The sequence below is a fragment of the Herbidospora solisilvae genome, assembly GCF_009901565.1.
Classification (GTDB): Bacteria; Actinomycetota; Actinomycetes; order Streptosporangiales; family Streptosporangiaceae; genus Herbidospora; species Herbidospora solisilvae.
On sequence record NZ_WXEW01000003.1, the window covers coordinates 165,369 to 191,288 of the forward strand.

33 protein-coding genes and 1 pseudogene are annotated in these 25,920 nt (G+C 70.1%); 15 read left to right on the forward strand and 19 right to left on the reverse strand.

Features of this window, described 5'->3' with window-relative positions:
- The first annotated feature begins 11 nt into the window (after positions 1–11).
- The 3 genes from GT755_RS10390 to GT755_RS10400 all read left to right on the forward strand — a co-directional run bounded on the left by GT755_RS10390 (position 12) and on the right by GT755_RS10400 (position 1,793).
- On the forward strand, positions 12–458 hold the full coding sequence (locus GT755_RS10390; RefSeq protein WP_161479517.1) for a DUF4383 domain-containing protein: 447 nt from the start codon (positions 12–14) through the stop codon (positions 456–458).
- A 79-nt stretch (positions 459–537) separates the two neighbouring features.
- Positions 538–993 (forward strand): DUF6789 family protein, encoded by a 456-nt coding sequence (locus GT755_RS10395; RefSeq protein ID WP_161479518.1) that lies wholly within the window; start codon positions 538–540, stop codon positions 991–993.
- Entirely contained in the window at positions 990–1,793 is an 804-nt protein-coding gene (locus GT755_RS10400; RefSeq protein WP_161479519.1) for an SDR family NAD(P)-dependent oxidoreductase, read from the forward strand. Before GT755_RS10395 ends, GT755_RS10400 begins: the two co-directional genes overlap by 4 nt.
- A 27-nt stretch (positions 1,794–1,820) precedes the next feature.
- On the opposite strand, the gene GT755_RS10405 is transcribed toward GT755_RS10400, so the two are convergent.
- Positions 1,821–2,207 (reverse strand): STAS domain-containing protein, encoded by a 387-nt coding sequence (locus GT755_RS10405; protein ID WP_161479520.1) that lies wholly within the window; start codon positions 2,205–2,207, stop codon positions 1,821–1,823.
- A gap of 166 nt (positions 2,208–2,373) precedes the next feature.
- Positions 2,374–2,859: a DUF2231 domain-containing protein gene (locus tag GT755_RS10410; RefSeq protein WP_161479521.1), complete on the reverse strand. Its 486-nt coding sequence runs from the start codon at positions 2,857–2,859 to the stop codon at positions 2,374–2,376.
- A 222-nt stretch (positions 2,860–3,081) separates the two neighbouring features.
- Here GT755_RS10410 and GT755_RS10415 point away from each other — a divergent pair, with 222 nt between their 5' ends.
- Entirely contained in the window at positions 3,082–3,279 is a 198-nt protein-coding gene (locus tag GT755_RS10415) for a DUF2795 domain-containing protein (protein WP_161479522.1), read from the forward strand.
- Positions 3,280–3,288: 9 nt separating this feature from the next.
- Positions 3,289–3,969: a YqjF family protein gene (locus tag GT755_RS10420; protein WP_161479523.1), complete on the forward strand. Its 681-nt coding sequence runs from the start codon at positions 3,289–3,291 to the stop codon at positions 3,967–3,969.
- Here the strand turns inward: GT755_RS10420 and GT755_RS39425 are convergent.
- From GT755_RS39425 to GT755_RS10475, 12 genes and pseudogenes are all read right to left on the reverse strand, one after another.
- Positions 3,966–4,628, reverse strand: a complete 663-nt coding sequence (locus GT755_RS39425) for an Orn/Lys/Arg family decarboxylase (protein WP_328794282.1) — start codon at positions 4,626–4,628, stop codon at positions 3,966–3,968. The two genes, GT755_RS10420 and GT755_RS39425, sit on opposite strands and share 4 nt — an antisense overlap.
- A 112-nt stretch (positions 4,629–4,740) precedes the next feature.
- Positions 4,741–5,433 (reverse strand): annotated as a pseudogene (locus GT755_RS41550) (aminotransferase class I/II-fold pyridoxal phosphate-dependent enzyme); the annotation flags it as partial.
- Positions 5,434–5,478: 45 nt separating this feature from the next.
- Positions 5,479–6,687 (reverse strand): hypothetical protein, encoded by a 1,209-nt coding sequence (locus tag GT755_RS10430; RefSeq protein ID WP_161479524.1) that lies wholly within the window; start codon positions 6,685–6,687, stop codon positions 5,479–5,481.
- On the reverse strand, positions 6,684–7,244 hold the full coding sequence (locus tag GT755_RS10435; protein ID WP_202609881.1) for a hemerythrin domain-containing protein: 561 nt from the start codon (positions 7,242–7,244) through the stop codon (positions 6,684–6,686). Before GT755_RS10435 ends, GT755_RS10430 begins: the two co-directional genes overlap by 4 nt.
- A gap of 80 nt (positions 7,245–7,324) precedes the next feature.
- Positions 7,325–8,149, reverse strand: a complete 825-nt coding sequence (locus GT755_RS10440; RefSeq protein ID WP_161479526.1) for a cytochrome c oxidase assembly protein — start codon at positions 8,147–8,149, stop codon at positions 7,325–7,327.
- On the reverse strand, positions 8,149–8,649 hold the full coding sequence (locus GT755_RS10445) for a DUF2243 domain-containing protein (RefSeq protein ID WP_161479527.1): 501 nt from the start codon (positions 8,647–8,649) through the stop codon (positions 8,149–8,151). The genes GT755_RS10440 and GT755_RS10445 overlap by 1 nt, the downstream gene beginning before the upstream one ends.
- Before the next feature lie 101 nt (positions 8,650–8,750).
- Complete coding sequence (locus GT755_RS10450; protein ID WP_161479528.1) at positions 8,751–9,317, reverse strand: DUF3618 domain-containing protein; 567 nt, start codon at positions 9,315–9,317, stop codon at positions 8,751–8,753.
- Entirely contained in the window at positions 9,293–9,688 is a 396-nt protein-coding gene (locus GT755_RS10455; protein WP_161479529.1) for a phage holin family protein, read from the reverse strand. The genes GT755_RS10450 and GT755_RS10455 overlap by 25 nt, the downstream gene beginning before the upstream one ends.
- A complete protein-coding gene (locus GT755_RS10460; protein WP_161479530.1) occupies positions 9,685–10,257 on the reverse strand; it encodes an ATP synthase subunit B family protein in 573 nt (190 codons plus the stop codon). The genes GT755_RS10455 and GT755_RS10460 overlap by 4 nt, the downstream gene beginning before the upstream one ends.
- A gap of 194 nt (positions 10,258–10,451) precedes the next feature.
- Positions 10,452–11,078, reverse strand: coding sequence for a cation transporter (locus GT755_RS10465; RefSeq protein WP_161479531.1), 627 nt, complete (start codon positions 11,076–11,078; stop codon positions 10,452–10,454).
- A complete protein-coding gene (locus GT755_RS10470) occupies positions 11,075–11,428 on the reverse strand; it encodes an ArsR/SmtB family transcription factor (protein ID WP_161479532.1) in 354 nt (117 codons plus the stop codon). The genes GT755_RS10465 and GT755_RS10470 overlap by 4 nt, the downstream gene beginning before the upstream one ends.
- Complete coding sequence (locus GT755_RS10475) at positions 11,415–11,801, reverse strand: VOC family protein (RefSeq protein ID WP_161479533.1); 387 nt, start codon at positions 11,799–11,801, stop codon at positions 11,415–11,417. Before GT755_RS10475 ends, GT755_RS10470 begins: the two co-directional genes overlap by 14 nt.
- A 40-nt stretch (positions 11,802–11,841) precedes the next feature.
- Here GT755_RS10475 and GT755_RS10480 point away from each other — a divergent pair, with 40 nt between their 5' ends.
- Positions 11,842–13,104: a hypothetical protein gene (locus GT755_RS10480; RefSeq protein ID WP_161479534.1), complete on the forward strand. Its 1,263-nt coding sequence runs from the start codon at positions 11,842–11,844 to the stop codon at positions 13,102–13,104.
- 4 nt (positions 13,105–13,108) lie between these two features.
- Here GT755_RS10480 and GT755_RS41070 read toward each other — a convergent pair whose 3' ends face one another.
- Complete coding sequence (locus GT755_RS41070; RefSeq protein WP_202609882.1) at positions 13,109–15,109, reverse strand: SpoIIE family protein phosphatase; 2,001 nt, start codon at positions 15,107–15,109, stop codon at positions 13,109–13,111.
- Positions 15,110–15,225: 116 nt separating this feature from the next.
- Here GT755_RS41070 and GT755_RS10490 point away from each other — a divergent pair, with 116 nt between their 5' ends.
- The 3 genes from GT755_RS10490 (at position 15,226) to GT755_RS10500 (ending at position 18,777) form a co-directional block, all read left to right on the forward strand.
- Positions 15,226–15,579, forward strand: coding sequence for a hypothetical protein (locus GT755_RS10490; RefSeq protein WP_161479535.1), 354 nt, complete (start codon positions 15,226–15,228; stop codon positions 15,577–15,579).
- A 98-nt stretch (positions 15,580–15,677) separates the two neighbouring features.
- The gene (locus tag GT755_RS10495; protein ID WP_161479536.1) at positions 15,678–17,906 is read left to right on the forward strand and encodes an Orn/Lys/Arg family decarboxylase; all 2,229 of its coding nucleotides are present in this window, start codon (positions 15,678–15,680) and stop codon (positions 17,904–17,906) included.
- 40 nt (positions 17,907–17,946) lie between these two features.
- Positions 17,947–18,777, forward strand: coding sequence for an undecaprenyl-diphosphate phosphatase (locus GT755_RS10500; protein ID WP_161479537.1), 831 nt, complete (start codon positions 17,947–17,949; stop codon positions 18,775–18,777).
- Here the strand turns inward: GT755_RS10500 and GT755_RS38530 are convergent, their stop codons facing one another.
- Complete coding sequence (locus tag GT755_RS38530; RefSeq protein ID WP_197038844.1) at positions 18,778–18,951, reverse strand: hypothetical protein; 174 nt, start codon at positions 18,949–18,951, stop codon at positions 18,778–18,780.
- Between the two features lie 64 nt (positions 18,952–19,015).
- On the opposite strand from GT755_RS38530, the gene GT755_RS10505 reads away from it, so the two are divergent.
- Together GT755_RS10505 and cobF are read left to right on the forward strand one after the other, a co-directional pair.
- Positions 19,016–19,441 (forward strand): MarR family winged helix-turn-helix transcriptional regulator, encoded by a 426-nt coding sequence (locus GT755_RS10505; protein ID WP_161479538.1) that lies wholly within the window; start codon positions 19,016–19,018, stop codon positions 19,439–19,441.
- Positions 19,442–19,454: 13 nt separating this feature from the next.
- A complete protein-coding gene (gene cobF, locus GT755_RS10510) occupies positions 19,455–20,186 on the forward strand; it encodes a precorrin-6A synthase (deacetylating) (RefSeq protein ID WP_161479539.1) in 732 nt (243 codons plus the stop codon).
- Here the strand turns inward: cobF and GT755_RS10515 are convergent.
- Genes GT755_RS10515 through GT755_RS10525 form a run of 3 tightly spaced genes read right to left on the reverse strand, consistent with a single transcriptional unit; the run spans position 20,165 to position 21,748 of the window.
- The gene (locus tag GT755_RS10515; RefSeq protein ID WP_161479540.1) at positions 20,165–21,085 is read right to left on the reverse strand and encodes an NAD(+)/NADH kinase; all 921 of its coding nucleotides are present in this window, start codon (positions 21,083–21,085) and stop codon (positions 20,165–20,167) included. The genes cobF and GT755_RS10515 overlap by 22 nt on opposite strands.
- 37 nt (positions 21,086–21,122) lie before the next feature.
- Complete coding sequence (locus GT755_RS10520) at positions 21,123–21,452, reverse strand: type II toxin-antitoxin system PemK/MazF family toxin (protein WP_161479541.1); 330 nt, start codon at positions 21,450–21,452, stop codon at positions 21,123–21,125.
- A complete protein-coding gene (locus tag GT755_RS10525) occupies positions 21,449–21,748 on the reverse strand; it encodes a hypothetical protein (RefSeq protein WP_161479542.1) in 300 nt (99 codons plus the stop codon). Before GT755_RS10525 ends, GT755_RS10520 begins: the two co-directional genes overlap by 4 nt.
- 112 nt (positions 21,749–21,860) lie before the next feature.
- Here GT755_RS10525 and argG point away from each other — a divergent pair, with 112 nt between their 5' ends.
- The 4 genes from argG to GT755_RS10545 all read left to right on the forward strand — a co-directional run bounded on the left by argG (position 21,861) and on the right by GT755_RS10545 (position 25,866).
- Positions 21,861–23,306 (forward strand): argininosuccinate synthase, encoded by a 1,446-nt coding sequence (gene argG / locus GT755_RS10530; RefSeq protein ID WP_161479543.1) that lies wholly within the window; start codon positions 21,861–21,863, stop codon positions 23,304–23,306.
- A gap of 128 nt (positions 23,307–23,434) precedes the next feature.
- Positions 23,435–24,751 carry a serine hydrolase gene (locus tag GT755_RS10535; protein WP_161479544.1) on the forward strand — a complete coding sequence of 439 codons (1,317 nt, stop codon included), beginning with the start codon at positions 23,435–23,437 and terminating at the stop codon, positions 24,749–24,751.
- 38 nt (positions 24,752–24,789) lie between these two features.
- Positions 24,790–25,203, forward strand: coding sequence for a hypothetical protein (locus GT755_RS10540; RefSeq protein ID WP_161479545.1), 414 nt, complete (start codon positions 24,790–24,792; stop codon positions 25,201–25,203).
- A gap of 144 nt (positions 25,204–25,347) precedes the next feature.
- Positions 25,348–25,866 (forward strand): MFS transporter, encoded by a 519-nt coding sequence (locus GT755_RS10545; protein WP_161479546.1) that lies wholly within the window; start codon positions 25,348–25,350, stop codon positions 25,864–25,866.
- Positions 25,867–25,920 lie beyond the last annotated feature (54 nt).

Here is a 25,920-nt window from a genome sequence, read left to right on the forward strand (position 1 = left end):
CAGGAGTTCTCATGAACACTCCCGCGTCCAACCGGACCCGTTCCCCCCTTCGCCAGGCCTCGCTGATCGCCGGTGTCGTCTTCCTGCTGGTCGGCTTATTGGGCTTCATCCCCGGTGTCACCACCAACTACGACACCATGGAGTTCGCCGGCCACCAGTCGGAGGCGCTGCTGCTCGGCGTCTTCCAGGTCTCGATCCTGCACAACATCGTCCATCTGCTCTTCGGCGTGGCCGGCATCGCCGCCGCCCGCACCGCCTCGGCGGCCCGCGCGTTCCTCATCGGCGGCGGGGTGGTCTACCTGCTGCTGTTCGTGTACGGCCTGATCGTCGACCACGATGACGACGGCAACTTCGTGCCCCTGAACACGGCCGACAACTGGCTGCACCTGGCCCTCGGCCTCGGCCTGCTCACCCTCGGCGTGGTGTTGTCCCGCCCCGGCCGCCGTGAGCACGCCTGAACGTGTAGCGCCTGGTCGGAGGGGTACGGCCGCCCGAAAGCACCCCCCGTCCAGGACAACTCCGGGAGAAGGTGCCCCAATGAGGAGACTGAGCGCGGGCGCGGTCGGCGGTCTGCTCGCCACCGGCGCGATGAGCGTCGTCATGCTGGCGGGCCGCGGCACGGGATTGATGAGCGAGCAGCCGCCCAAGCGCATCGTCCGGACCCTGCTGCCGGGGTCGCGCCACCGGCCCAAGCCGGCCGAGAAACCGCTCGCGGTGGTGTCCCACTTCGGGTTCGGCGCCGCGGCGGGCAGCGCTTTCGCGCTGCTGACCCGGCGGCGCCGGCCGCCCGCGCTACTCGGCGCGGTCTACGGGCTGATCATGTGGCTGGCCTCCTACCAGGGATGGGTGCCCGCTGTGGGCGCCCTGCCCCCGGTGTCACGCGATCGTCCGGCGCGGCAGGCCGTCATGGCGCTGGGGCACGTCGTCTACGGCATGACGCTCAGCACGGCGCTGAACCGACTCAGCGACACACCACGGAAGGATCTGTCATGAGCATGCCCAGCACCCGGCCACTGGCCCTGGTGACCGGCGCGTCGAGCGGAATCGGCTACGAACTGGCCAGGCAGTTCGCCCAGAACGGCTTCGACCTGGTCGTGGCGGCCGAGGACGAACGCCTGCTGGAGGCCGCCCGGAACCTGGAGGACATGGGGGCCGCGGTGTCGACGGTACGGGTCGATCTGGCCCACCACGAGGGGGTCGAGGAGCTCCATCTGCGCGCCACGGCGTCGGGTCGTCCGATCGAGGCGGTGGCGATCAACGCGGGGGTCGGCGTCGGGGGCGACTTCGCCCGCGAGACCGACCTCGACGCGGAACTCAAGCTGATCAAGCTCAATGTCGTCTCGGCCGTTCACCTGGCCAAGCTGGTCCTGCCGGAAATGATCAAGAACCATCGAGGGCGGGTGTTGATCACCTCGTCGATCGCCGGCACGATGCCCGGGCCCTTCCACGCCGTCTACGCCGCGTCCAAGGCGTTCCTGTACTCCTTCGCCGAATCGATCCGCGAGGAGCTCAAGGACACCGGGGTCACCGTGACGGCGCTGCTGCCCGGCCCGACCGACACCGACTTCTTCCGCCGGGCGGGGATGGAGGACACCAAGATCGCCTCGGCGGACAAGGACGACCCGGCCGAGGTCGCGCGCCAGGGGTTCGAGGCGCTGATGGCCGGTGACGACCACGTCGTCGCGGGGTCGAAGAAGAACCTCGCGCAGACCATGGCCGGCAAGGTGCTGCCGGAGACGATGAAGGCGCGCATGACCCGTCGGATGACCGAGCCCGGAGGCGGCGACGACTGAGCGACTGGCCGGTCCCGCGTGCCCGGATCAGGGTTGTATACGAATCGGTTGCGACCGGGCGGCCGGATAGAGCTCCTGTACGAGCGTCGCGATGCGGCGAAGACCCCTGTTGGGCCGGGCGATGACGAGTTCGCTTCCGTGGCCGGCCACCATGTCGTTGATCTCCGACAGCGACCGGAAGCCGCAGACGTCGCAGAACCGCAACCCCCGGGCATCCACGACGATCCGGCGCACGCCCTTGGCGGGCAACGGAAGCAATGTCGCCTCCAGCAACGGGGCCGTGTAGAGGTCGAGTTCGCCGTCGACGACGGCGACGACCGTCTGAGCGCCGACGGGGAGGAACCGCACGGACAGTTGTCGCGGAACGGCGACGTCGGACAGTTCGCGGCCGGGGTCGCGCGTGATGGAATTCATGGTGTCGTACTCCCAAAGTCGCCTGCACCGTTCCTCACCGAGGTCAGGCGTAATGGGGTGGGCCGGTTCCCGTCGGGCCGGACTGGGTTCCGTCCCCGCCGACGTGTCGCGTTAATCGCGTCCCGCCGCAAACATTCAGCGTAGATCCGCCCAGGGGATCATCGGTTCAGGCGGCGCGTCGGTGGGTCAACGAGCTGGGGGCGTTGACGTTCGCGCCCTCGTGGACGCCGACACCGAGCCGGTCGACCAGTTCGCCGCCCAGCCATCCGGTCACCCCGCCCAGCACCACGCCGGCGAAGCTCAGGACGAGCGCCAGAGCGCCCGGAACCCAGTCCACGGAGTTGGCGCGCAGCAACCAGCTCCCCAGGAAGAGCAGCAGCACCACCACGTTGCCGAGTCCGTGCAGGGCGCCGATGCGCTTGGCGCGGCTGCGCGCCGGGATGGCGAGCCAGTCGACCAGCCCGAAGATCCCCGCGATCACGCCTCCGATGAGGCCGGCCGCCATGACATAGGCGGCGGCCAGCGAGAAGTCCCGGCCACCGGTGAACAGATGGATGATGTCGAAGATCACCGCTGTGACCAGCAGGCCCAGCGGGAAGACGATGAGGACCTGATGGATCGGATGACCCAGGGCCTTGGCTTTGCTGTCCATGGCGTGCCCCTTCCGAAGGGGTGAGCCGACGAGATGGCACGCTGTTCGGCCAGGTTCGCATCCTTACCCGTGGCTTCGCGCGCTATCCCTCCTCCGGGCCGCCAATCTCGGAACCCGGCATGTTTGCCCATGTCATCGCGGGTAGGGATGACTGACCATCCGCGACGAGAGGACGATGACATGCAACACGATCCCGCTCACGCGCCCGGCTCGCCTGAGGGAATGACGTCGCGCGAAGTCGACAGCCGCAGCGAACTGGCCAAATGGATCAGCGGGACGCACGTCTTCCCGGCCGACCGTGCCGCCCTGCTGAAGCAGGCCCAGTCCGAAGGCGCCCCGGACGAGGTCCTGGACCTCGTGGGCTCGATCCCCGACCGCACGTACGAGAACCTGCAGGACGTCGTCGACGAACTCGGCTAGACCGCGAACATGGTCACCTTGCCGGTGATGTACCAGAGCTGGTCGCACATCACCTTTCTGCACTGGCGTTTTCCGGCCGCCCTGATCCAGTCCCTGCTGCCGCCCGGCCTCACCGCCGAGCGGCATGACGGGTCGGCCTGGGTCGGGCTGACGCCCTTTCTCATGGAGGACGTGCGGCCCCCGGTCGTGCCGGCGCTGCCCTGGTTGTCCCGGTTTCCCGAGACCAACGTGCGGACCTACGTCCACGACGAACAGGGGCGCGGCGGCCTGTGGTTCCTGTCGCTGGACGCCGCCCGGCTGCCCGCCGTGGCGGCCGGGCGGGCGGGGTACTGGTTGCCCTACTACTGGTCGGCCATGTCGGTGCGGGTGGACGCCGACCGCGTCGCCTACCGGTGCAGAAGGCACGGCCGGGCCGGGATCAGCGGCGATGTCGACGTCGAGATCGGCGAGCCCGTGGCCCCGGAGGCGCTGACCGACTTCCTGACGGAGCGCTACCGGCTGTTCACCGTGGTCGCCGGACGGCTGGCCACCGCCGAGGTGGAGCACCCGCGCTGGTCCCTCCGCCGGGCACGGGTCACCGCCCTCGACCAGAACCTGCTCCAGGCGGCGGGCCTGTCCGCCGATGCGGCTCCGATCGCCCATACCTCGGAGGGTGTCCGCGTGCGGGTGGGCATGTGGCGTTGGTGCTAGTCCTTGACGACGTGGATCGTCTTCAGTGAGGAGTCCCACGCGTCCGGGATGACCATGCCCGAGCGCAGGCCCGTGGTCAGGTAGGTCAGCACGTCGCCGGTGAGCCGTTCGCCCGGCAGCGCGGCCGGGATGCCCGGCGGGTAGGGCGTGAGCATCTCGGCGGAGATCCGTCCGGCGGCCTCGTCCACCGAGACCTGCTCGATCTCGCCGAAGAAGGCGTCCCGGGGCGGTATCACCTGCTCCAGGCGCAGGTCACCGGGCACCCGCACCTCGGCGGCCGGCATGTCGGCGGCGTGTGTGGCGAGGTCGCGCAGGGCGGCCAGCAGCGCCTCGGCCGACTTCTCGTCGTCGGCGTGACTGAGCTGGGCGCTGATCCGGCGGTGGTCGGACAGGTGCATGTTGATCTGGTGGTGTTCCCGGAGCCAGTCGGCCATCACATATCCGGACGCGCCGGTCGCGGAGATGTCGATGATCACCTGGAGCGGGTCCATGTCCGAGGTCAGGCTGTCGTACTCGGCGCGGCCGTACACGTGGAAGCCGTCGATGTCGTTCACGGCGGCGCGCACGTGGTGGGCCAGCGCCAGGGCGCGGTCGTAGATGGCGTGGCCGTGCTCGACCATCTGCCGCCGCCAGCCGTCGAGCGCGGCGAAGATCAGCACTGACGAGCTCGTGGTTGAGCAGGTCGGAGCGGGCCTTGAGCAGGGCGGGATCGATGCGGTCGCCCTGGAGGTGGAAGACCGAACTCTGCTCCAGGGCCGAACCCATCTTGTGCACGGACGTCACGCACATGTCCGCGCCCGAGTCCATCGCCCAGGTCGGCAGGTCGGGATGGAACGGCAGGTGGGCCCCCCAGGCCTCGTCCACGAGAAGCGGTCTGCCGTGCTCGTGGCACACGCGGGTCAGCTCCGACAGGTCGGCGCAGGTGCCGTAGGGCGTCGGGCTGATCACCAGGACGCCCTTGGCGTCGGGATGGGCCTCCAGGGCGGCGGCGAACGCCTCCACCGACGGCGGGTGGGCCAGTTGCCGCTCCTGATCCCACGTCGGGTCGACCCAGACCGGGATCACCCCCGTCAGGACCAGCCCGGAGCCGACCGACTTGTGGGCGTCGCGGCCGATGATCAGTTTCTCTCCCGGCCCGGCCGTCGCCATGATCGCCGTCTTGACCGAGAGCGAGCTGCCGCAGGTGCTGAAGAAGGCGTGGTCGGCGTCGACGGCATGGGCCATCAGCTCCTCGGCCTCCTGCACGATGCCGCCGGTCGACTGCCGGTCGTCGAGCCCGGCCGTGGCCAGCACGTCCGACCGGAACACGTCCATGCCCATGACCTCGGCGACCCGGGGATCGACCCCTCGTCCCTGTTTGTGGCCGGGCGGGGTGAACGGCGTCTGCCCGCTGGCGTGGTAGGCGGCGAGGGCTTCCAGAATCGGTGCGCGTGAATGGTCCACCATTGGGGCCCTTCCCGGCATGTCCGGGAAAAGCCCCGATCGTCAGGTGATTTTCTTCTGGACGCGTCAGGTGGGCCGGTTCATCCGCAGGCTCGGCACCGGGTGCGGTCCCTCGGTCTCCAGCCGGTATTCGTGTCCCGACTTCATGGCGTTCTCCGAGATGACCAACTCGGAGGCCGGCTTCTCGTCGTCCATGACGGCCCGCTGCATGGCCTCGAAGCGTTCGTGGGCCTCCTGGACGTAGCCCGTCCCGATCGTGGTGTAGTCGATCTGGGTGGCCAGCAGTTCGCGCAGGTAGGCCTTGTTCGGCTCGAAGGTGACCGGGGCGGGCAGCGCGGGTGCCACGACCTGTTCGGGGTCGCGGCCGTCGTGGCGTTTGAACATCTCCGCCGCCAGGCGCAGGTGTTCCAGCTCCATGTTGAGGTGGAGTTCCCAGATCGCCTTGATCCTCGGGTCGCTCTCCGTCTCCATGAAGGAGTGGTAGAGGTAGCACTCGTTGTACTCGTGGTTGAGCAGCATCTCCCACCAGGTCTCGCCCGGGTCGACCAGGGATTCGTAGTGGGTGACGTGCTCCTCCTCGATCATCCCGATCTCCTGGTAGAGCTGGCGGGCGATCGGTTCCATGTAGAGCGGGCCGACGTTCATGTAGAAGTTCATCGTCTGCTGCTCGGCCGCCATGATCGTCAGCGCGTGCAGCTTCGAGATCGGCGCGGCCGCGTCCTTGTCGTAGTTCTGGCGGACGTTGTCGACAGGGTTCCGGTGGTGCAGGTAGGTCGGGCGGCCCGGCATCACTTCAGTCAGCCCGTCGACGATCTTCTCGGCGCGGCGGTGCTCGATCATCTCGTAGAGGTTGGCGTACCGGTAGAGGTGGTCGAAGTCCTCCAGCACGCCGAACTGGTAGGCCTGTTTGAGGTAGGGGTCGGGTTCCATCCGGGCGACCCAGGCGGTCAGGTCGACCGCGACCTGCTCGTAGGCGATCGTGGTCTCCAGTACCGAGGCCAGCCCGGGCAGCAGCCAGTTGACGGCTTTCTGCTGCTGGGCCTCGATGTAGCGGACCCGGGCGAGCTGCTGTTTCATCTCGATGCTGGGGCAGTGGCGGGCCATGTGGTGGCTGAAGAAGATCGCCTCGGTCTCGATGCCGTTCATCGTGATGATCCGGCAGCGCGTATAGGGGTCGGCCTCGTCGGGATCGATGGGCATCACCGCGAGCTCCCGCCAGGTGCGAACCTGCTCGTCGAGCGGGATGCCGCGCTCGCGCAGCGGGTTGAACGTCATCTGCCCTCTCCCATGGCCTTGCGGATGGCGTCGCGGGCCCGGTCCATGATCGCCATGGGCGGGCCGAGCAGCAGGTTCTTGGTGGCCGACTCGACGCCGGGATGAGGCCGGGTGGGCGCCATCTTCTCCGCGGCCTGGACGGCGGCGGTCATCTTCGTCAACCGGGCGGGATCGCCTTCGCGGGTCAGGTGGGGGAACTCGTAGCGCTCCTCCGCGCGCGCGTGCGTCAGCACGTCCTTGCGCAGCACCTCCAGGTGCTTGAGGAAGTCGGGGTGCTGCGAGCCCATCTCGTCGAGGTCGGACAGCAGTTGCTTGGCCTCGTTCTCCTCCCGCAGCCGGTCGTCGACGATCCCGTCGCCTCCGTCGACGACCTGCCGCACGTACGGGTGGACGAGCTCCTCCTCGGCCGTCTCGTGGACGGCGAGCAGGTGGACCAGCCGGCGGAAGGCCTCCTCGCGGGCGTCCCCCTCTGCGGCCTCGACTTCGGCGAACAGGTCTTTGATCTCCGAATGCTGGCGGATCAGAAAGGCCACCACATCGGCGTGCTGAGCGTTCATGGACTTCCCTAACCGGGACATATGGCGCACTCTTCGGACAACCGGCAGATACCCCAGAGTGGTTGGAACTTAACGCTCGGTTACGGCTGCCGGAAAGGGTTGAGGCGAGCAGCGCCGGGTACGCGGTCACGACCCGCCGAGATCAAATCCGGCGGCCGGCTGAGCATGCGGCCGGGCCGCCACGTGGCGACCAGGGCCGCGGCCAGGAGCAGTTCGGCGATGTCGCCGCCGTAGTACATGATCTCGCCCGCGCCGCGCAGCTGGGCGATCGGCGCGTCCACGTGGACGAGGTAGCCGCCGTACATGAGCTGGGAGACGACGGCGTGGGCGGCGATCGCGACGCCGAGCACCACCAGCCGAGCCCGGACGCCCGGCCGCGCGGGAGCCGGGTCTGGACCGGCGATCGCCCACGCGAACAGGGCGCCCGACAGCAGGAAGTGGACGTGCACCAGGTGGTGCAGGACCGGATGGGCCTCGGTGAGCGCGTGGAGCGGGGTCAGGTAGAGCACGGCCATGCCTCCGGTGCTCAGGGCCAGCGCCGTCACCGGGTGGGCGGCGAATCTCATCGCCCGGGTACGCAGCAGGCCGGTCACCCGCCGGGCCGAGGTGGCGGGCAGCGCCCGCAGCAGCACGGTGACCGGCGCGCCCAGGACGAGCGCGAGGGGGGCGTACATACCGATCAGAAGGTGCTGGACCATGTGGCCTCGGAAGTCGTGGTGCGCGAAGGAGGCCACCGACGGCAGCAGCGCGACCCCCAGGAGCAGGCAGCCGAGCAGGAAGAAGGCGGCCCGGCGGGGATCGCTCGGCCGGGCTCCGGTACGTCGCCGGGCCCTCCCCAGCAGGAGGAGGTAGGCCGTGGCGAGCAAGAGTGGGATCGGCCACATGCCGATCGTGTGGTCGTGCATCAGGCGGCCTCTTGGGTGATGGTCCGCCCGCCGCGCTGCAACAGGTGACCCCCCGCCACCAGCGCCGCGCCGAGCAGCAGGAATCCGAGGTCCCACCAGAGCTGGTAGGGGCCGCCGTGGACGTGGTGGATGCCCAGAATGTGGTGGTCGATCACGCCCTCGACGAGGTTGAACACCCCCCACCCGACCAGGATCCAGCCCCACAACACTCGTGAGGTCCACACCTGCCGGCGGCGGTGGGTGATCCGGCCGTACAGGATCGCGATGCCGGTCAGCACGGCCAGCCAGCACACCGTGTGGAACAGCCCGTCCCACAGGGTGTTCATCTCCAGCCCGGGAACGGTGAGCGGCGAGTAGTAACGCACCCCGATGTTGTCGGTGTCGGTGCTGCTCAGCATGTGGTGCCACTGCAGGATCTGGTGCAGCAGGATGCCGTCGACGAAGCCGCCGAGCCCCACCCCGAGCACGATTCCGGGCAATCTCAGACTCACCGCGACCATGGCCGCTCCCGTCTCCTCTGCGCAAGATCACGCACCAGTGCCACATGCCCCCTGGGAGACGACCGGGAACCTCCGGCCGGAGGCGGGAGCGGCCCCCGGGCTCAGTGCTGGTCGCGGAGTTCGGCCGCCTTGTCCTTGGCCTGGTCGGCGGTGGTGTGGACGGCGTCCCCGGCCGTCTGCCTGACCTTCTCGGCGGCCTGCTGGGCGGTCTCCTTGACCTCTTGGCCGAGTGACTGGGCACTGTCCTTCATCTGGTCGACGGCCGGCTGCACGTACTCGCCGACCTGGGCGGCGGCGCGCTTCTCCGCGCGGCTCTCGGGGATCAGCGCGGCGGCCAGGGCGCCGACGCCGAAAGCGACGAGACCGGCGGCCAGCGGGTTGCCCCGGGTGCCGCGCATCGCCTGGTGCGGGGTGTTCCTGATCGTCTCGCCCGCCTCGGAGAGGTTGTCCTTCACGGTCCCGGCCGTGTCCTGAAGGCGGCTCGTGGCATGCCCGGTGGTGCCCATCACGCGCTCCTTGATCGTACGGGTGGTGTTCCTCATGCCTTCGGTACGCCGGCGGACGATCTGCCGCGGGCTGGTGTGCTCGCCGATCCGGTCGACGTCCCGGGCGATCTCGGCGCGGGTCTGCTCTATCTCTCGTTTCAGCTCGTCCGGTCGCGTATCCACTGCGCGTCCTCCCTCAGGGTCTGAACGGTCTTCTCCGGTACGGGGTTGATCTCCTGCGCCTGCCGGCGGGCCTTGGCGTACATTCCGGCGGCGGCGGCGCCCCACAGGACGGCGACGATGAGGGCGGCCCACCCGGCGTCGAGCACCGCGTCCAGCGCCCACACCAGGGCGAGGCTCAGGAAGATCGCGGCCATCCAGCCGGCCACTCCCGCGCCGCCGAACATGCCGGCGGCCTTGCCCGCCTTGGTGGCCTCGGCCCTGATCTCCGTCTTGGCCAGCTCGACCTCCTGACGGAACAGGGTGGACAGGTCACCGCCGAGCCGTCCCACCAACTCGCCGAGGGTGGGCTCCGGGCGGCTGGGATCGCTCATCGCAGGTCCTCGTCCGGCCGTACGGAAGTCGGGTAGGTCGTGACCGGGGTGGTCTCGGGGAAGGCCGTCGGGGGGTTCAAGGGCGCGGAACCGGAACCGGTGGTGGCGTCGGTGCCGGCGTCAGCGCCGGCATCGGCGCCCGCCTTGGCGACGCGGCCGACCAGGAAACCGGCTGCCAGCGCGCCCGCCAGGAACAGGCCGGGACGACGGCGGGCGAAGTTCTGCAGGTCGTTGGTCGCGCCGGTCAGGCCGCGGTCCTCCAGATAGTCGGCCGCCCGGTGGCCGGTCCCGGCGACCTGCTGGAGCACGCCGTGCACAGGGCTGTCGGGCTTGCCGCTCTCGGTCATGCCGGACAGGTCGTCGGCCCACTGGCGCAGGCTCTGCGCGGCCCGGCGGGTCTGCGACTCCGCCTCGTCGCGGACGCGTCCGCGTAACTGGTGCGCCGCCTGGCCGGTCTGGGTCCTGATCTCCGCGCCGACCTGCCGGGCCTGCTCCTTGGCCGTCCGCGTGGTGTCCGCGGTGGCCTCCTTGGCGCGGTCGACCGTGCTGGGAGTGGTCTGTTCACTCATGAGGGCTCCTGCCGTCGTAAGTGGTGATGTGAAGTGCGTGGTCCCAGGCGAAGATTGACCTCTGCGGCGACAACGGCCGGAAAACGGAATCGACGTTCCGTCGAATGTCCCTGGGAAACGGGCATCCGCAGCGCTCTGTTGGGCTGGTCCCCGCCGCCTACCCCCGGTCACCGGGGCTAATCACCGGGACGGGGTCAGCCGCCGCAGGAGCCGGTGGCGCAGCAGGCGTCGCCGCGCCACGCCTCGCGGCCTTCCTTGACCGCGACGGCCGCGATGACCAGGGCGGCGATCGGGTCGGCCCACGCCCAGCCGAACAGGCTGTTGAGCGCCAGGCCCACCAGCAGGACACCAGACAGGTAGGTGCACAGCAGGGTCTGCTTGGAGTCGGCGACGGCACTGGCCGAACCGAGTTCGCGTCCGGTCCGGCGTTGCGCGTACGACAGGAACGGCATGACGACGAGAGAGAGCCCCGCCAGGACGAGCCCGGCGGTGGAGTGTTCGGCCTCGCCCGCGCCGAGCAGGGCGCGCACGGCGTCGAAGGTCACGTACGCGGCCAGGGCGAAGAAGGAGACCGCGATCACCCGCAAGGCCGTTCGCTCGCGGCGCTCGTGGTCGGCGACGGAGAACTGCCAGGCCACCGCGGCGGCCGAGGCGACCTCGACCAGGGAGTCGAGGCCGAAACCGATGAGGGCGGCCGAGGAGGCGACGGTCCCGGCGGTGATGGCCACCGCCGCCTCGACGAGGTTGTAGGTGATCGTGGCGGCGACCAGCCAGCGGATGCGGCTCCGTAACCTCGCCCGGCGGGCCGGGACGGTGGTCACCGCATCTCCCCGGCCGGGCGCAGAGTCACGTCGTGGCCGGTGGCCGCGAGCAGGTGCTCGGCCGAGGCGAGCAGGTCCATCAGTTCGGGGCGGGTGAGGGCGTAGAAGGACTGGCGGCCTTCGGCCCGGTAGTCGACGAGCCCGCAGCCGCGCAGGCAGGCCAGGTGCTTGGAGACGGTCGACTGGGCCAGCCCGAGCTCCGTGGTCAGGTCGACGACCCGGGCCTCGCCCCGGCTGAGGCGCTGGACGATGCGCAGGCGGGTCTCGTCGCCCAGCGAATGGAACAGGGCGGCCGCGGGGGAGACGCCGGCCGCGATATCCGCGCTGACACAGAGCCTATCCATCGCCATATGGCGATGATAGCGCCGATTGGTCATTCGACACCAGGCAGAACTCGTTGCCCTCGGGGTCGCGCATGACCTGGAAGGAGCCCTGGGCGTCGGTGCGCAGGGGCCCGTTCTCCCGCGCGCCCCAGGCGACGGCCGTGGCCGCCGCGGCGGCGACGTCGGCGACCTCGACGTCCAGGTGGGCCCGGTTCTTGCCGGTCTTCGGCTCGGGCACCCGCTGGAACGCGATCCGCAGCACACCGTCCACGTATGACCACGAGGGATCACGGTGGACCGGCGGCGTGCCGAGCAGCCTGCCCCAGAAGACGGCGAGCGAGGCCGGGTCGGCGCAGTCGACCACGAGCTGGGCGGGCGTGCCGAGGGGGATCGTGTCCATGCGCCGTAGCCTAGGACCGCCCGCGTGCGAGACTCGCGGGATGAGAGCGGCCGTATGTCTCTTAGCCGTGGCGGTCGTCGCCGGTTGTACGTCCGCGCCGGAGGCGCCCGTCCGCACGACCGCCGCGCGCACGCCTACTCCCACCCCCGCGGCCACGCTCCCGCCCCTGCCGGCCGGGTCGGCGGGTTGCGAGCTTCCCGGTGAGAAGGCCGACGATCTGCGGGCGGCCGACGCCCGCACCGCGTGGCGGTCGGTCTGGGTCGACGAGGAGCGCGGCTCGATGTCGCTGCTCGCGGCGGCCCCCGACGGGGCGTTGTGGTCGACCTACTGGAGCGAGAAACAAGAGGACGGCGCCCTCGTGGGCAGGGACGGCGGGGTGCGCCGGTGGGACGGCTCCAGGTGGGAGACCTTCCAGATCCCGCAGGCCCGGCCGGGCCGTCCGCAGACCAGCGTGGCGGTCGCGGCGGCCTCCGCCGATCAGGCGTGGGTGTTCGGCGTGTCCAACGGCAAGTCGCCCAAGGAGACCGCCGGAGTCGTCGCCGCCTTCGCGGACGGCGTGTGGCGCGCGGAGCCGCTGCCCGAACCGGCCGCGCGCTCGGTCGGCTGGGCCTTCACCACCGCGCGGGCCGTCGACGGTGCGGCGTGGGCCGTGAACGGCCCGGCGGCGGTGTCGTGGACGGGAGGTCACTGGCGTCAGCACCCGCTGCCCGCGGCGGCCGGGGCCCTGAGCTCCGGAGACGGGGAGTTGTGGGCGGTCAGCGGGCAGAACGGCGAACCCGCGGCGCTGCGCTGGGAGTCCGGGGCGTGGCGCCGGATCACCACGCCCCCGTTCGAGCCGCCCGCCGACGTGACCCTGCCGCGCGCCACCCTGAGCGACGTCGTGGTGCTCGGCCCCGACGACGTCTGGGTCGTCGGCGGTCTCTCCTGGACCGTCCTGGACGAGTACGACGAGGAGAACGAGCCCGCGGAGAAGGGGCACTCGCTGGCGATGCACTGGGACGGGAATGGCTGGACCTGCGACTGGGGGCCGTTGACCTCCACCGTCGGCCGGATGACCCGCTTTGGCCAGGCCGAGCCCGACGGCAGGGGAGGGCTCTGGGTGATCGGGCGGAGGGACGTGCTCTGGCATCTGGACGGCCGCCGCTGGACCCGCCACCGCGTGCCCGCGCCGCCCGGGGCCGAGCCGCGCGTCCACTCGCTGGCCTGGCGGCCCGGCAGCCGGGAGGTGTACGCCGTGGGATCGGTGGTCACCAAGGGGGCGGACAACTCCGAGATCTCGCACGCAGCCCTCTGGCGCTCCTGACCGATCAGGCCAGGATGCGGGCCATGAGCAGGGCGATGTCGTCGTCGGAGGGCGCCTCGCCCACGATGGAGCCGATCACGTCCGCGCACACGTGGTCGAGCGTCGCCGACCGCGACGCCGCGCGGGCGAGGGTGTCGGCGAGCCTGGCCATGCCCGCGTCGAGGTCGGCCTGCCGAGTCTCGATCAGGCCGTCGGTGTAGAGGGCCAGCAGGGTGCCCTGCGGGAGATGCAGGTCGTACGACTGGAAGGTGCCCAGCCCGACGCCGATCGGCGTGCCGGGGGGCAGCGAAGGGAAGATCACCGCGCCTGACGGGGTCATGATCGCGGGTGGCGGATGGCCGGCCGTGGCCATCGTGCAGCGGCCGGTGCGAGGGTCGTAGACGGCGTACAGGCAGGTGGCGCCCATGGCGTCGGGGGTGAGGGCGTCCTCCGTCATGAGCCGGTCGAGGTGGCTGAGCAGCTCGTCCGGAGGCAGGTCGAGGACGGCCAGGGCGCGCACGGCGGTGCGCATCCGGCCCATGGTGGCCGCGGCGTTGATGCCGTGGCCGGTGACGTCGCCGACGACCAGGGCGATGCGGCCGCCGGGGAGGTGGATGACGTCGTACCAGTCGCCGCCGACCCCCTCGTGCGCGTCGGAGGGCAGGTAGCGCGAGGCCACCTCGACGGCGCCGCTGCCGGACAGGTGGTGCGGCAGCAGGTCGCGCTGGAGCGCGAGCGCGGTCAGCCGCTCACGCGTGTACTGGCGCGCGTTGTCCAGGCTCAGCGCGGCCCGTGTGACCAGCTCCTCGGCCACCAGCAGGTCGTCCTTGCTGAACGGCGCCGGGTTGGAGGTGCGCACGAAGACCGCGACGCCCAAGACGTCGCCGCGTGCCTCCAGCGGAACGACGATCAGCGAGTGCATGCCGGTGGCATGGATGACCCGCGACCGGTCGGGGTCCAGATCCAGCCAGGTGCCGGGGGAGGTGTCGAGCACGGGCTCGAAGTGCGACCGGCGCGACCGCAGGACCTCCATGAACGGAGACCTCGGCGGCACGAACACGGCATCGCCCCGCTCCCAGAGCGACTCGGGCGCCCCGGCCCGCACCGAGGCCATGCCCGCCCGCCGGAACGCCGGGATCCCGGCCTCCGTCGTGGCCAGCCGCCGCAGCGGCTCGGTGCCCGGCAGCACCGCCTCGGGCAGGTCGACGGTCACGTAGTCGGCCAGGACCGGAACGGCCAGCTCGGCCAGTTCCTGGGCGGTGCTCATGACGTCCAGGGTGCTGCCGAGCCGGACGCCGGCCTCGCGCATCAGGTCGAGGTGGTCCCGCGCCTTGCTGTCGCTGAAATCCAGGGCCACCGAGCAGACGCCCAGCGGCCTTCCGTCCACCCCTGCGAGCGGCAGCAGCGAGACCGACAACACGCGCTCCTCACCCGCGTAGGACCAGTGGGCCTCGCGGTCGATCACGGGCCGGCCGTCGGCGAGCACCTCGCGCATCGCCTCCTGCACCCCTTCGTTGTCGACCCCCGGAATGACCTCGGTCAGCGAACGCCCGATCCGGTAGTAGGGATAGCCGTCCCGGAGCCGCTCGGCCGCCTCGTTGAACCAGACGCAGCGCAGATCCCTGTCCCAGATCGCCATCGCGACGGGAAAGCTGCCGATGAGCGAATCCAGCAGCGCGCCGGTGTCGGTCGACAGGTCGAGGGCGACCGGGATCGCCGACAACAACCACGACTGCCGTGGGCCGTCGGTGTCGTCACCCAGAGTGATCGGCGCGGCGTCGGCCCGCACGATGACCACCTGACCGTCCCGCCGCCGCACCTCCATCATCCCTTTACCAGGCCGGTACGCCCCGGCCTCTTCGGCGCCGGGCCGCAGCAGCGTGCCGATGGGCCGCCCGAAGACGTCGGCCGCGAGATACCCGGTGAGCTCCTCGGCGGCCCGGGTCCACCCGATCACCGCCCCGGCGCAGTCGACGACGGCGACCGCCGGGGTCGCCGCTCTACGGACGCTGTCAGCCGATTTCACGCCATCACCCCTCTTCCGGTGGGGCCGAGTTCGCTGCCAGGAACGTCAGAATAACTGCGCCTACCTGCGCTTATGTAAAGTTTGACCAGGCTTTGGCGGCACCTGTACGGTCCCTCATGAGCTTCGATCTGGCGTTCTGGCACGCCTCCGAGGACACCGATGCCGCTCGGGCCGCGGAGATCTACAGAGGCCTCATCGAGGAGAAGAGCGGCCTGGTGCCCGACGCTCCGGCCGTGCGGACGTTCCACGAGCAGGTGATCTCCGTATATCCGGATCTGACCTCGGAGTCGACCGATGAGGACGTCGAGAATTCTCCCTGGATGTCCGAGCTGTTCACGGGTCCCGGCTTTCTGATCGCGGCCGTTTCCTGGTCGAGAAGCGCGGAAGTCGCTTCCACTCTGATCGCCCTGGCTAAGCGCAACGGACTGATCTGCTACGACCCGCAGGCCAATCTGGTGATCAGGTCCTGAGCTGTCGACGGCGGTATGGCTCGAAAGGGATTGCCGCTTCACTTGTCACTCTGTGTAATTAACTGGTTACGCATACCCCTCTGACTGTGGAGCGCCGCATGGAGCGAATGGTTCTGGTCGCCGTCACCGAGCAGCCCGACGCCGACACCGCACTGGCCGAGCAACTCCGACGGGTCTGTGCCGCGATGAGTGAGCAGGGCCTGCAGGTGCGCTGGACCTACCGGCCCGGCGACGCCCTGGCCGTCATCGGGTCGGACGCCTCGCTCACGGCGGTGCTGGCGGCCTGGGACGCGCCCGGCGCCGAAGACCTCCTCCGCGCCGTGGCCGGACGCTTCCGCGGGCTGCCCGTCTTCCTGATGACGCAGGACCAGGAGCTTCCCCTGTGGGTCTACGAGGTCATCCAGGGGTACGTCTTCCCGCTGGAGGACACCCCGCAGTTCATCGCGGGCCGCATCGCCCACGCCGCCGAGCAGTACGCCGACACGATCCTCCCGCCCTTCTTCCGCGCCCTGCGGCGGCTGCAGGACCACCACCGCTACTCCTGGCACACCCCCGCGCACGCCGGGGGCGTCGCGTTCCTGAAGTCGCCCGTGGGGCGGGCCTTCTTCGACTTCTACGGCGAGCGGCTGCTGCGCACCGACCTGTCGATCTCGGTGCCGGAGCTGGGCTCGCCCCTCGACCACACCGGCCCGATCGGCGAGGCCGAGCACAACGCCGCCCGCGTCTTCGGCGCCGAACGCACGTTCTTCGTCGTCAACGGCAACTCGACCGCCAATCGCATCGTGGGGCACCATGCCATCGCCCGCGACGACACCGTCCTGGTCGACCGCAACTGCCACAAGTCCGTGCAGCACGCCCTCGCGATCAGCGGCGCCCGGCCGGTCTACCTCGTGCCCGAGCGCAACGGACTCGGGCTGGCCGGGCCGATTCCTCCCAAGGTGCTGGAGGAGGCGGCCGTCCGGGCGCGGGTGGCCGACCACCCGCTCGCCTCCGGTGAGCCGACGTACGCGGTCGTCACCAACTCCACCTACGACGGCGTCTGCTACGACGCGGTCAGGGTCGCCGAATTGCTGGGAGCCAGTGTGCCCCGCGTCCACTTCGACGAGGCGTGGTTCGCCTACGGGCGGTTCAACCCGCTCTACGCGGGCCGTTACGGGATGGCGGTCGACGTCCACACCCTGCCGGGGCCCGACCGGCCCACGGTCTTCGCCACCCAGTCGACCCACAAGCTGCTGGCCGCGTTGTCGCAGGCCGCGATGGTGCACGTCCGGCCGGCTCCCCGGGCGCCGGTCGACTACGACGCGTTCAACGAGACCTTCCTCATGCACGCCACCACCTCGCCGCTCTATCCGATGATCGCCTCGCTCGACGTCGCGGCGGCGATGATGGACGGGCCGTCGGGGACCTTCCTCACCCAGGAGGCGATCGTCGAGGCGGTCCGGTTCCGGCAGGCGATGACGCGGCTGGCCGCCCGCATCCGCGAAGACGGCCGGCGCCCCGAGTGGTTCTTCGGCGTCTGGCAGCCCCCGGCGGTCGCCGACGCCGACCTCGCCGAGGTGTGCGCCGACCCGCGCTACTGGGTGCTGGAGCCGGGGGCCGCCTGGCACGGGTTCGACGGCATGACCGACGGCTACGCCCTGCTCGACCCGATCAAGGTGACCATCACCTGCCCCGGCGCCGACGCCGCCGCGGGCACCCTCGACTGGGGCATCCCGGCCCGCGTCGTCGACGCCTACCTGCAGCGGCGTGGCATCGTGGTGGAGAAGACCGGCGACCACACGCTCCTGGTGCTGTTCTCCATGGGGATCACCAAGGGCAAGTGGGGCACCCTCATCGACGCCCTGACCGACTTCAAGCACGCCTACGACAACGACGTGCCCCTGGCCGAGGTGCTGCCCGGCTTCGGGCCGCCCTCGGTCACGCTGCGGAAGTACTGCGCCGACGTCCACGACATGCTGCGCGGATCGGCGGTGGGCGACCTGCCCGAACCGGTCTCGACCCCGGCCGACTGCTACCAGGCCATGATCCGGCGGCGCACCGAACGGGTCCCGCTGGCCAAGCTCCCCGGCCGGGTCGCCGCGGCCACCGTCGTGGTCACCCCTCCCGGCATCCCCATGCTCATGCCGGGCGAGGCCGCCGGGGCGGCCGACGGGCCGCTGATGGCGTACCTGCGCGCGCTGGAGGAGTTCGACCGGGCCTTTCCCGAGCTCGCCACCGACATCCACGGCGCGCACCGCGACGCCGACGGGCGTTACCAGATCGAGGTCCTGGGAGTGGAGGGTCTCTCGACCGTCAGGTCGACGTGGGCGGGGCTCCAGATCCGCTAGCCTGGCCGCTCCACCACTTGAATAGAGGAAAGGTGCGGTCGTGATCGGCTGGTTCGAAGCGGTCATTCTCGGGCTGATCCAAGGGCTCACCGAGTTCCTGCCGATCTCTTCCAGCGCCCACATCCGCGTGGTGTCGGCCTTCGCCGGCTGGCCCGACCCGGGAGCGGCGTTCACGGCGGTGATCCAGCTCGGCACCGAGGCCGCCGTGCTGATCTACTTCCGGAAAGAGCTCTGGGAGATCATCTCCACCTGGACGCGCTCGTTGTTCAACAAGGAGCTGCGCGACAACTGGGCCGCCCGCATGGGGTGGTACATCATCGTCGGCACCCTGCCCATCGCGGTCCTCGGCCTGGTGCTGAAAGACCAGATCGAGACGGTCTTCCGCGACCTGCGCATCGTGGGCGTCACCCTGATCGTCTTCGCGCTCATCCTCTGGTGGGCCGACCACACCGCGCGCAACACGCTGTCGTTGCAGACCCACCTCAACTTCAAGCACGCCCTCGGCTACGGCTTCGCCCAGTCGCTGGCGCTGATCCCCGGCGTGTCCCGCTCGGGCGGCACGGTGACCGCGGGCCTGCTGCTCGGCTACCGGCGTGAAGACGCGGCCAAGTACTCGTTCCTGCTGGCCATCCCGGCCGTGCTGGCGTCGGGCGGGCTGGAGCTGTTCGAGATCGGCGAGGGTCAGGCGCCCGCGTGGGGGCCGACGATCCTGGCCACGGTGATCTCGTTCTTCGTGGGCTACGCGGCGGTGGCGTGGTTCCTGCGCTACATCAGCACCCACCGGTTCACCCCGTTCGTGATCTACCGGATCGTGCTCGGGGTGTTCGTCATCCTGTCGGTCGGCATGGGATGGATCCCGGCGCAGGGCTGATCAGGTCTCCATCGCCATCACGATGACGAGGCCGACCAGGTGGATCAGCACCACGAACACCATGAAGGCGACGAACAGCCACTTCGCCGGGCCGTGTTCGAAGGTCTTGTCGTCCTTGAGCGGCGGGCGCTTCGCCTGCCGCTCGGCGATCCGCTCTTCCAGGGGCTTTCGCATCAAGGCCATCCTCGGTCGGGTAGTGCACTAACATTTAGTGTACTAACTATTAGGGGGCGACGAAATGGATCCGCTGTCTCTGGAGAACCAGGTCTGCTTCGCCCTCGCCGTCGCCTCCCGGTCGGTGATCGCGCTCTACCGGCCGGTGCTGGAGCCGATGGGCCTCACCCACCCGCAATACCTGGTCATGCTGGCGTTGTGGGAGCGGGCGCCGCTGTCGGTCAAAGACCTCGCCGGCCTGCTGCAACTGGAGCCGGCCACGCTGTCGCCGCTGCTCAAGAGGCTGGAGGCGGCCGGCCTCGTCGAGCGGCGGCGCGGCACCGCCGACGAGCGCTCCCTCGCGGTGACCCTCACCGACGACGGCCGCGCGCTCCGCGCCCAGGCCGAGAAGATCCCCGCCACGATCGTCGAACGGCTCGGCATGGACGTCGCCGAGCTGCAGGACCTGCACAAGGCGCTGACCCGGGTGATCGCCGCCGCGACCCGGTGACACACTCGTCTGTGTGAAACGCCTCCTCCTCATCGGGATCGGCGCCGGAGACCCGGACCATCTCACCCTCCAGGCCGTCAAGGCCATCGCGGCCACCGACGTCTTCTTCATCGTCGACAAGGGTGCGGAGAAGCGCGACCTGACCGATCTGCGCCACCAGATGATCAAGACGCACGCGCGCGACCCCCACCGGATCGTCACCGCCGCCGACCCCGAACGCGACCGCACCGCCGCCGCCTACGCCGAGGCGGTCGAAGACTGGCGCGAACGCCGGGGTGTCCTCTACCACCGCATGATCGACGACGCCCTCGGCGAGGGCCAGACCGGGGCGTTCCTGATCTGGGGAGATCCGGGCGTGTACGACAGCACGCTCGCCGCCCTCGAAGGCCTCCCGGCCGGCATCGACGTGGAGGTCATCCCCGGCATCAGCGCGGTCGCCGCCCTGACCGCCCGCCACCGCATCGGCCTGACGCGGGTCGCCCGCCCCGTCCACCTGACCACCGGCCGCCGCCTCGCCGACGAGGGCCCGAGCGCCGACGACATGGTCGTCATGCTCGACGCCCGCCTCGCCTTCGAGGGCCTCGACGACTTCGACATCTACTGGGGCGCCTACCTCGGCACCCCCGACGAGATCCTGGTCGCGGGCCCGGTCGCCGAAGTCGCCCCCAAGATCAGGGAACTGCGCGCCGAGGCCAGGGAGCGCAAGGGCTGGATCATGGACACCTACCTGCTGCGCAGGCGCTGAGCCCGTTCTCTCAGCTCCTCCGGCACGAGTTCGAGCAGCTGGTCGGGCCGCAGCGGCAGGTCGAGCAGGCTCAGCTTGACCCGCGTCCGCTGGGCGTGCGCCGCGGCGTCGAACCGCACCAGGTTCACCGCGTCCGCGCGCAGCCGCACCCCCATCCCGTCGGCCGGGCCGAGATCCCGGGTGTGCACGCCGTCGAGCAGCACCCGGGCCGGCTGCTCCGACCGATTGGTCAGCCGCATCTCGTCGTCGGACCCGAAGACGACCGTCCGGTCGATGCCCGTCATCGGCGCGACCGGCGTCAGCGCCAGCGCCGGCACCGAGGGAGACAACACCGGCCCGCCCGCGGCGTAGTTGTAGGCGGTCGACCCGGTCGGCGTGCAGGCCACGACGGCGTCGCACCGGTAGTAGCCGTGCTGGATCCCGTGGACCGAGAGGTCGACGTTGACCGTCGCCCACTGACGCGCCCCCGTCACGACCGCGTCGTTGAACGCCACCACGCCGTCGACCATCAGGCAACTGTGCGGCTCCAGCATGAACTCGCCCCTGGTCAGCCGGTCGAGCGCGGCCGGAAGCTCGGCGGGTGAGACCTCGACGAGGAACCCGAGGTTGCCGTGGTTGACCCCCAGCACCGGCGTTCCGCGCCCCACCACCAGCCGCATCGCCCCCAGCATCGTCCCGTCGCCCCCGAGGCTGACGACGGCGGTGGCCTGCTCGGCGAACTCGACGGCGGAGACGGGCCGCACATCGCCCCCAAGCCGGGCGGCGTCGGCCTCCAGCGCGATCAGCGTCGCCCCCCGAGCCGACGCGAACTCCCTGATCAGCGCGACGGAACCGGCGACGGGATTACGCGGATGCGCCACGAGGCCGATGACGTGCGGCCGCCCGGAGTCGAGTCCCATGAGGACTGCCTACCCAGGCCCACCCGAATTCGCATGATCAGAGGGCCAGCGCGTGTCTCAGGCCTTGGTTTACGCGCAACATCGTGTGGAGGCTCAGCCCGCCCAGATCTCGCTGGAGATCCTCCTCGAAGAGGATCACGATGTCGTCGCAGAGCACACGGCCGGCCAACGGATCTTCTGGAGTCAGTTCCACGATGCTCGGAAGCGGCGGTTTGGCCGACGTGGTGACCCGGACGGCCAGATAGCTGGGGAGCGCCCTGTTCCGGGCGTTGTTGCTGACGATGACGTAGGGCTTCTCGCCGTAGTCTTCGCCCAGGTCGGCCATGTAGACCCGGCCCCGCAAGGGGTATGCGGCGTTGGTGGTCATGAGTCGCGGGAGACCTCGGCGGTCCGTCGGCGGGCGGCGCGGCGGTGAGCGTGGTCTTCTTCGGTCTGGGCGGCGGCGAGGGCGGCGTATCCGGTCACCATCACCTCGTTCAGAACCGCTTTCCTGGCCACGTCGACGAGGGTGCGCAGGGCCGTCGCGGTGGACGTGTCGGGGCCGAGAGTGGCGCCCGCCAACTGCTGGACGGCCAGGTTCTCCGGACTCCCGGGAGTGCGGATGGCCTCCAGGAAGTGCCGGTCGAGCTCTGACAGGGGGACGGGTGCCCGCTGGGATGCCACACCTCATGTTGCATCTTTTGTCGCACGATCTGCAACTTGATCAGCGACACATGTCGCCCGCTGGTCGGCGGCTTGATTGCATGGTCATGCATGGGTGTGTATAGTTCTGCTTGTGTCCAAGGTGCTGAATTCCCTCCCTGTCGGTGAACGAGTCGGGATCGCCTTCTCCGGTGGCCTCGACACCTCCGTCGCGGTCGCGTGGATGCGCGAGCGAGGGGCCATCCCGTGCACGTACACGGCGGAACTCGGGCAGTACGACGAGCCCGACATCGCCTCGGTGCCCGGGCGGGCCCAGGAATACGGCGCGGAGATCGCGCGGCTGGTCGACTGCCGGGCGACCCTGGTCGAAGAGGGGCTCGCGGCGCTGGCCTGCGGGGCCTTCCACATCCGGTCCGGTGGCCGCACCTATTTCAACACCACGCCGCTCGGGCGGGCGGTGACCGGCACCCTTCTCGTACGGGCGATGCTCGACGACGGCGTCCAGATCTGGGGCGACGGGTCGACCTACAAGGGCAACGACATCGAGCGGTTCTACCGCTACGGCCTGCTGGCCAACCCGTCGCTGCGCATCTACAAGCCGTGGCTCGACGCCGACTTCGTCCACGAGCTCGGCGGGCGCAAGGAGATGTCCGAGTGGCTGCTCGCGCGTGACCTGCCCTACCGCCACAGCAGCGAGAAGGCCTACTCGACCGACGCCAACATCTGGGGCGCCACCCACGAGGCCAAGTCGCTGGAGCACCTCGACACCGGCATCGAGATCGTCGAGCCCATCATGGGTGTGCGGTTCTGGGACCCGCAGGTCGAGATCGTGCCCGAAGACGTGACCATCGGCTTCGAGCAGGGCCGGCCGGTCACGATCAACGGCAAGGAGTTCGCCTCGCCGGTCGACCTGGTGCTGGAGGCCAACGCCATCGGCGGCCGCCACGGCATGGGCATGTCCGACCAGATCGAGAACCGCGTCATCGAGGCCAAGTCGCGGGGCATCTACGAAGCCCCCGGCATGGCGCTGCTGCACGCCGCCTACGAGCGCCTCGTCAACGCGATCCACAATGAAGACACGCTGGTCAGCTACCACAACGAGGGCCGCCGTCTCGGCCGGCTCATGTACGAGGGCCGCTGGCTCGACCCCCAGGCGCTCATGCTCCGCGAGGCGCTCCAGCGCTGGGTCGGCACGGCCGTCACGGGCCAGGTCACGCTGCGGCTGCGCCGGGGTGAGGACTACTCGATCCTCGACACCACCGGCCCGTCGTTCAGCTACCACCCCGACAAGCTGTCCATGGAGCGCACCGAGGACTCCGCGTTCGGCCCGCTCGACCGCATCGGCCAGCTCACCATGCGCAACCTCGACATCGCCGACTCCCGCGCCAAGCTGGAGCAGTACGCCGGTCTCGGCATGGTCGGCAGCGCCCACGGCGACCTGATCGCCCTGCAGGCCGCGCCGACCGAGCTGATCGGCGCGATGCCCGAGGGCGGCGCCGAGGCCATCGCCTCGCGCGGCGAGGTCTCCGAAGACGACGCGCTGCTCGACGCGGCGGCGATGGAGGCGGGCACCGACTAGTCACCGATCGTCCGAATCCCTGGTCAGCGGTCTCGCCGGCCAGGGATTCGTCATGTGCGGGATACGGGTGACCTCCGCCGTCGCGGGTATCCGAGAACGGCACCGGCTCATCGACTGGGGGAGACGCCGTGAGGCTCGCACGACTCATGCTTCCACTCACGCTGCTGCTCAGCGCGTGCGCGACGGCCGAGCAGGCCGCACCTGCCCCGAGTCCGATCACGTCGGGGGCGTACACCGGGGTGCCCGTGCCCTCGACTCCCGTGGGCGACAAGTTGTCGTGGTATCTGGGCGCCCTGTCGTCGCTGCCCATCCCGGCCGGCCAGATCGAGGAGAACTTCGCGCCGTCGTTCATCGAGCAGGTGCCCGCCGAGCAGATCAACGAGGTCAGCGCCCAGCTCAAGGGCCTGCGGCTGGTCGAGATCCAGCGGGCCACCGAGACCGACCTCGTCGCGCTGGTCGAGTCGGGCGGCAACCAGGCGAAACTGAGCATGGCCGTCGACCCGTCGGGGAAGATCGCCGGCCTGCTCGTCTCCCCGGCCGACGCGCCCACCCCGGCGACCTGGGGCGACATCGACGAGCGCCTCGCGACCGTGGCCCCGTCGGGCTTCCTCGCCGCGGGTCAGGACTGCAAACCCGTCCACGGCGTCGAACCGAACCGGGCCCGTCCACTGGGTTCGATGTTCAAGTTGTACGTCCTGGGCGCCGTCGCCCAGGAGGTCAAAGCCGGCCGCCTGTCCTGGACCGACCGGCTGACCGTCACCGGCGCGAAGAAGAGCCTGCCGAGTGGCGAGTTGCAGAACCGTCCCGACGGAACGAAGGTCCCGGTCAAGGAGGCCGCCGAGCTGATGATCTCCATCAGCGACAACACCGCCACCGACCTGCTGATCGACCGCGTCGGCAAACCGGCCGTGGAAGCCGTGATCCGCGCGTGGTCGTCCAACGCCGACAAGAACATCCCTCTGCTGACCACCCGCGAACTGTTCGTCCTGAAGGGCGCCGACTACCCCAAGTACGCCGAGGGCTTCCTTGCGGCCCCCGACCGCCGCGCCTACCTGGAAGACGTCGTGGACAAGGTCCCCAACAGCGACGTCACCGCCTGGACGACCCCCCGCCAGGTCACCACGATCGAGTGGTTCGGCAGCCCTGCCGACATGTGCCGCGCCCTGGTCAACCTGCACGGCTTCGGCGGTCCCGAACTCAACGAGATCATGGGCGCCAACGACGCGGGGCTCGGGCTCGACCAGAAGACCTGGCCCACGGTGTGGTTCAAGGGCGGCTCCGAGCCCGGCGTGCTGACGCTCGGCTTCCTGGCCCGGTCCGACCAGAACAAGATCGGAGTCGTGGTGGTCCAGGCCGCCGACGAGAAGAAGGCCCTCCCCGAGGTCGCCGCGGCGACCCAGGTCCTGGCGATCGTCCGGGGAGCGTTCGGCCTGCTCCACAGGTGAGCCCGGGTTTTGTCGGTGCCGGTCGATAACGTGTTCGCATGAGCTACGGCATCAGCTTCCTGCGTCGCGAGCCCGGCCAGACCTGGCACGACGCCTACGAGGCGCTGGAGGAGAAGGCCCCTGAGACGGTCGACTACGCGGTCTGGTCGACCGTCGCCGTCGCGGTGCGCGACGTGCTCGGCGTGGTGTCGGAAGACCTGCTGAACTGCGAGGTCACCCAGTTGTCCAGCGGCCTCATGGTGACCTGCTACCTGGGCCGGTGGAGCGTCACCCTGCCCTGCCCGCCCACCGATGAGATCACGACGCCGCTGCGCGAGGTCGCCGAGATCGTCGAGCGCGCGACCGGGCTGACCGCCTACGACCCCCGGCTCGGCGCCACCCTGTCGGCGCCCGCCGACTTCGCCCGCTCGATCGCGGCCTTCGACGCGGTGGCGGTCCAGCCGGGCGCGTGAGGGTTGTAGGGCCCGGTGGTCAGCGATCCCCGCGCAGACCGGCCCCGGCGGGATCGCGGCACCTCTCCGAGCCTGGTGTCCTCAGGTTTGTTTGATCAGGCAGGGCAGCCGAACAGGTGGTGCACGTGCGATGATTGCGGGGCTATGTCTGCGGCGCTGCCCTTTCGTCTCGCCCGTGCCACGGTCTTCGCCGTGGTCTGTTCGGGGCTTGCCGCCGTCGCCCACACCTTCGCCGGCGGGTCGGTCACCGCTCCCGGGTTGTCCGCCGCGTTCGCCCTCGCTCTGGTCGCCGCCTTCCCGCTGACCGCACGCGAACGAACGGCAGCCGAGATCATGCCGCTGCTGGGCGCCATGCAGGTGCTGCTGCACCTGCTCTTCTCCGTCCTCCACGTCTCCTCGCCCGAGCGGCTCGCCGGGCACCTGCACCTGCCCAGCCTGAGCATGATCGTCCTGCACGTCTGGGCGGTCGTCGTCACCGGCTGGTGGCTCGGCCGGGGTGAAGAACTGTTCTGGACGCTGCTGCGCCGGCTCGCCGGCCGGATTGTCCCGATCATGTCGCTGCCGCGACCTCTTTCGGTGACAGCAGTCCCCGTGCTGGTCGAGCCGGTTGTCGTGCAGAGCACCTCTCGTCATCCTGTCGAAGGGCGCGGCCCGCCTCGTTGAGGCCGAACGCTCCTTCCACCCATGACGATGAGGAACCATCTGTAATGTCCGATT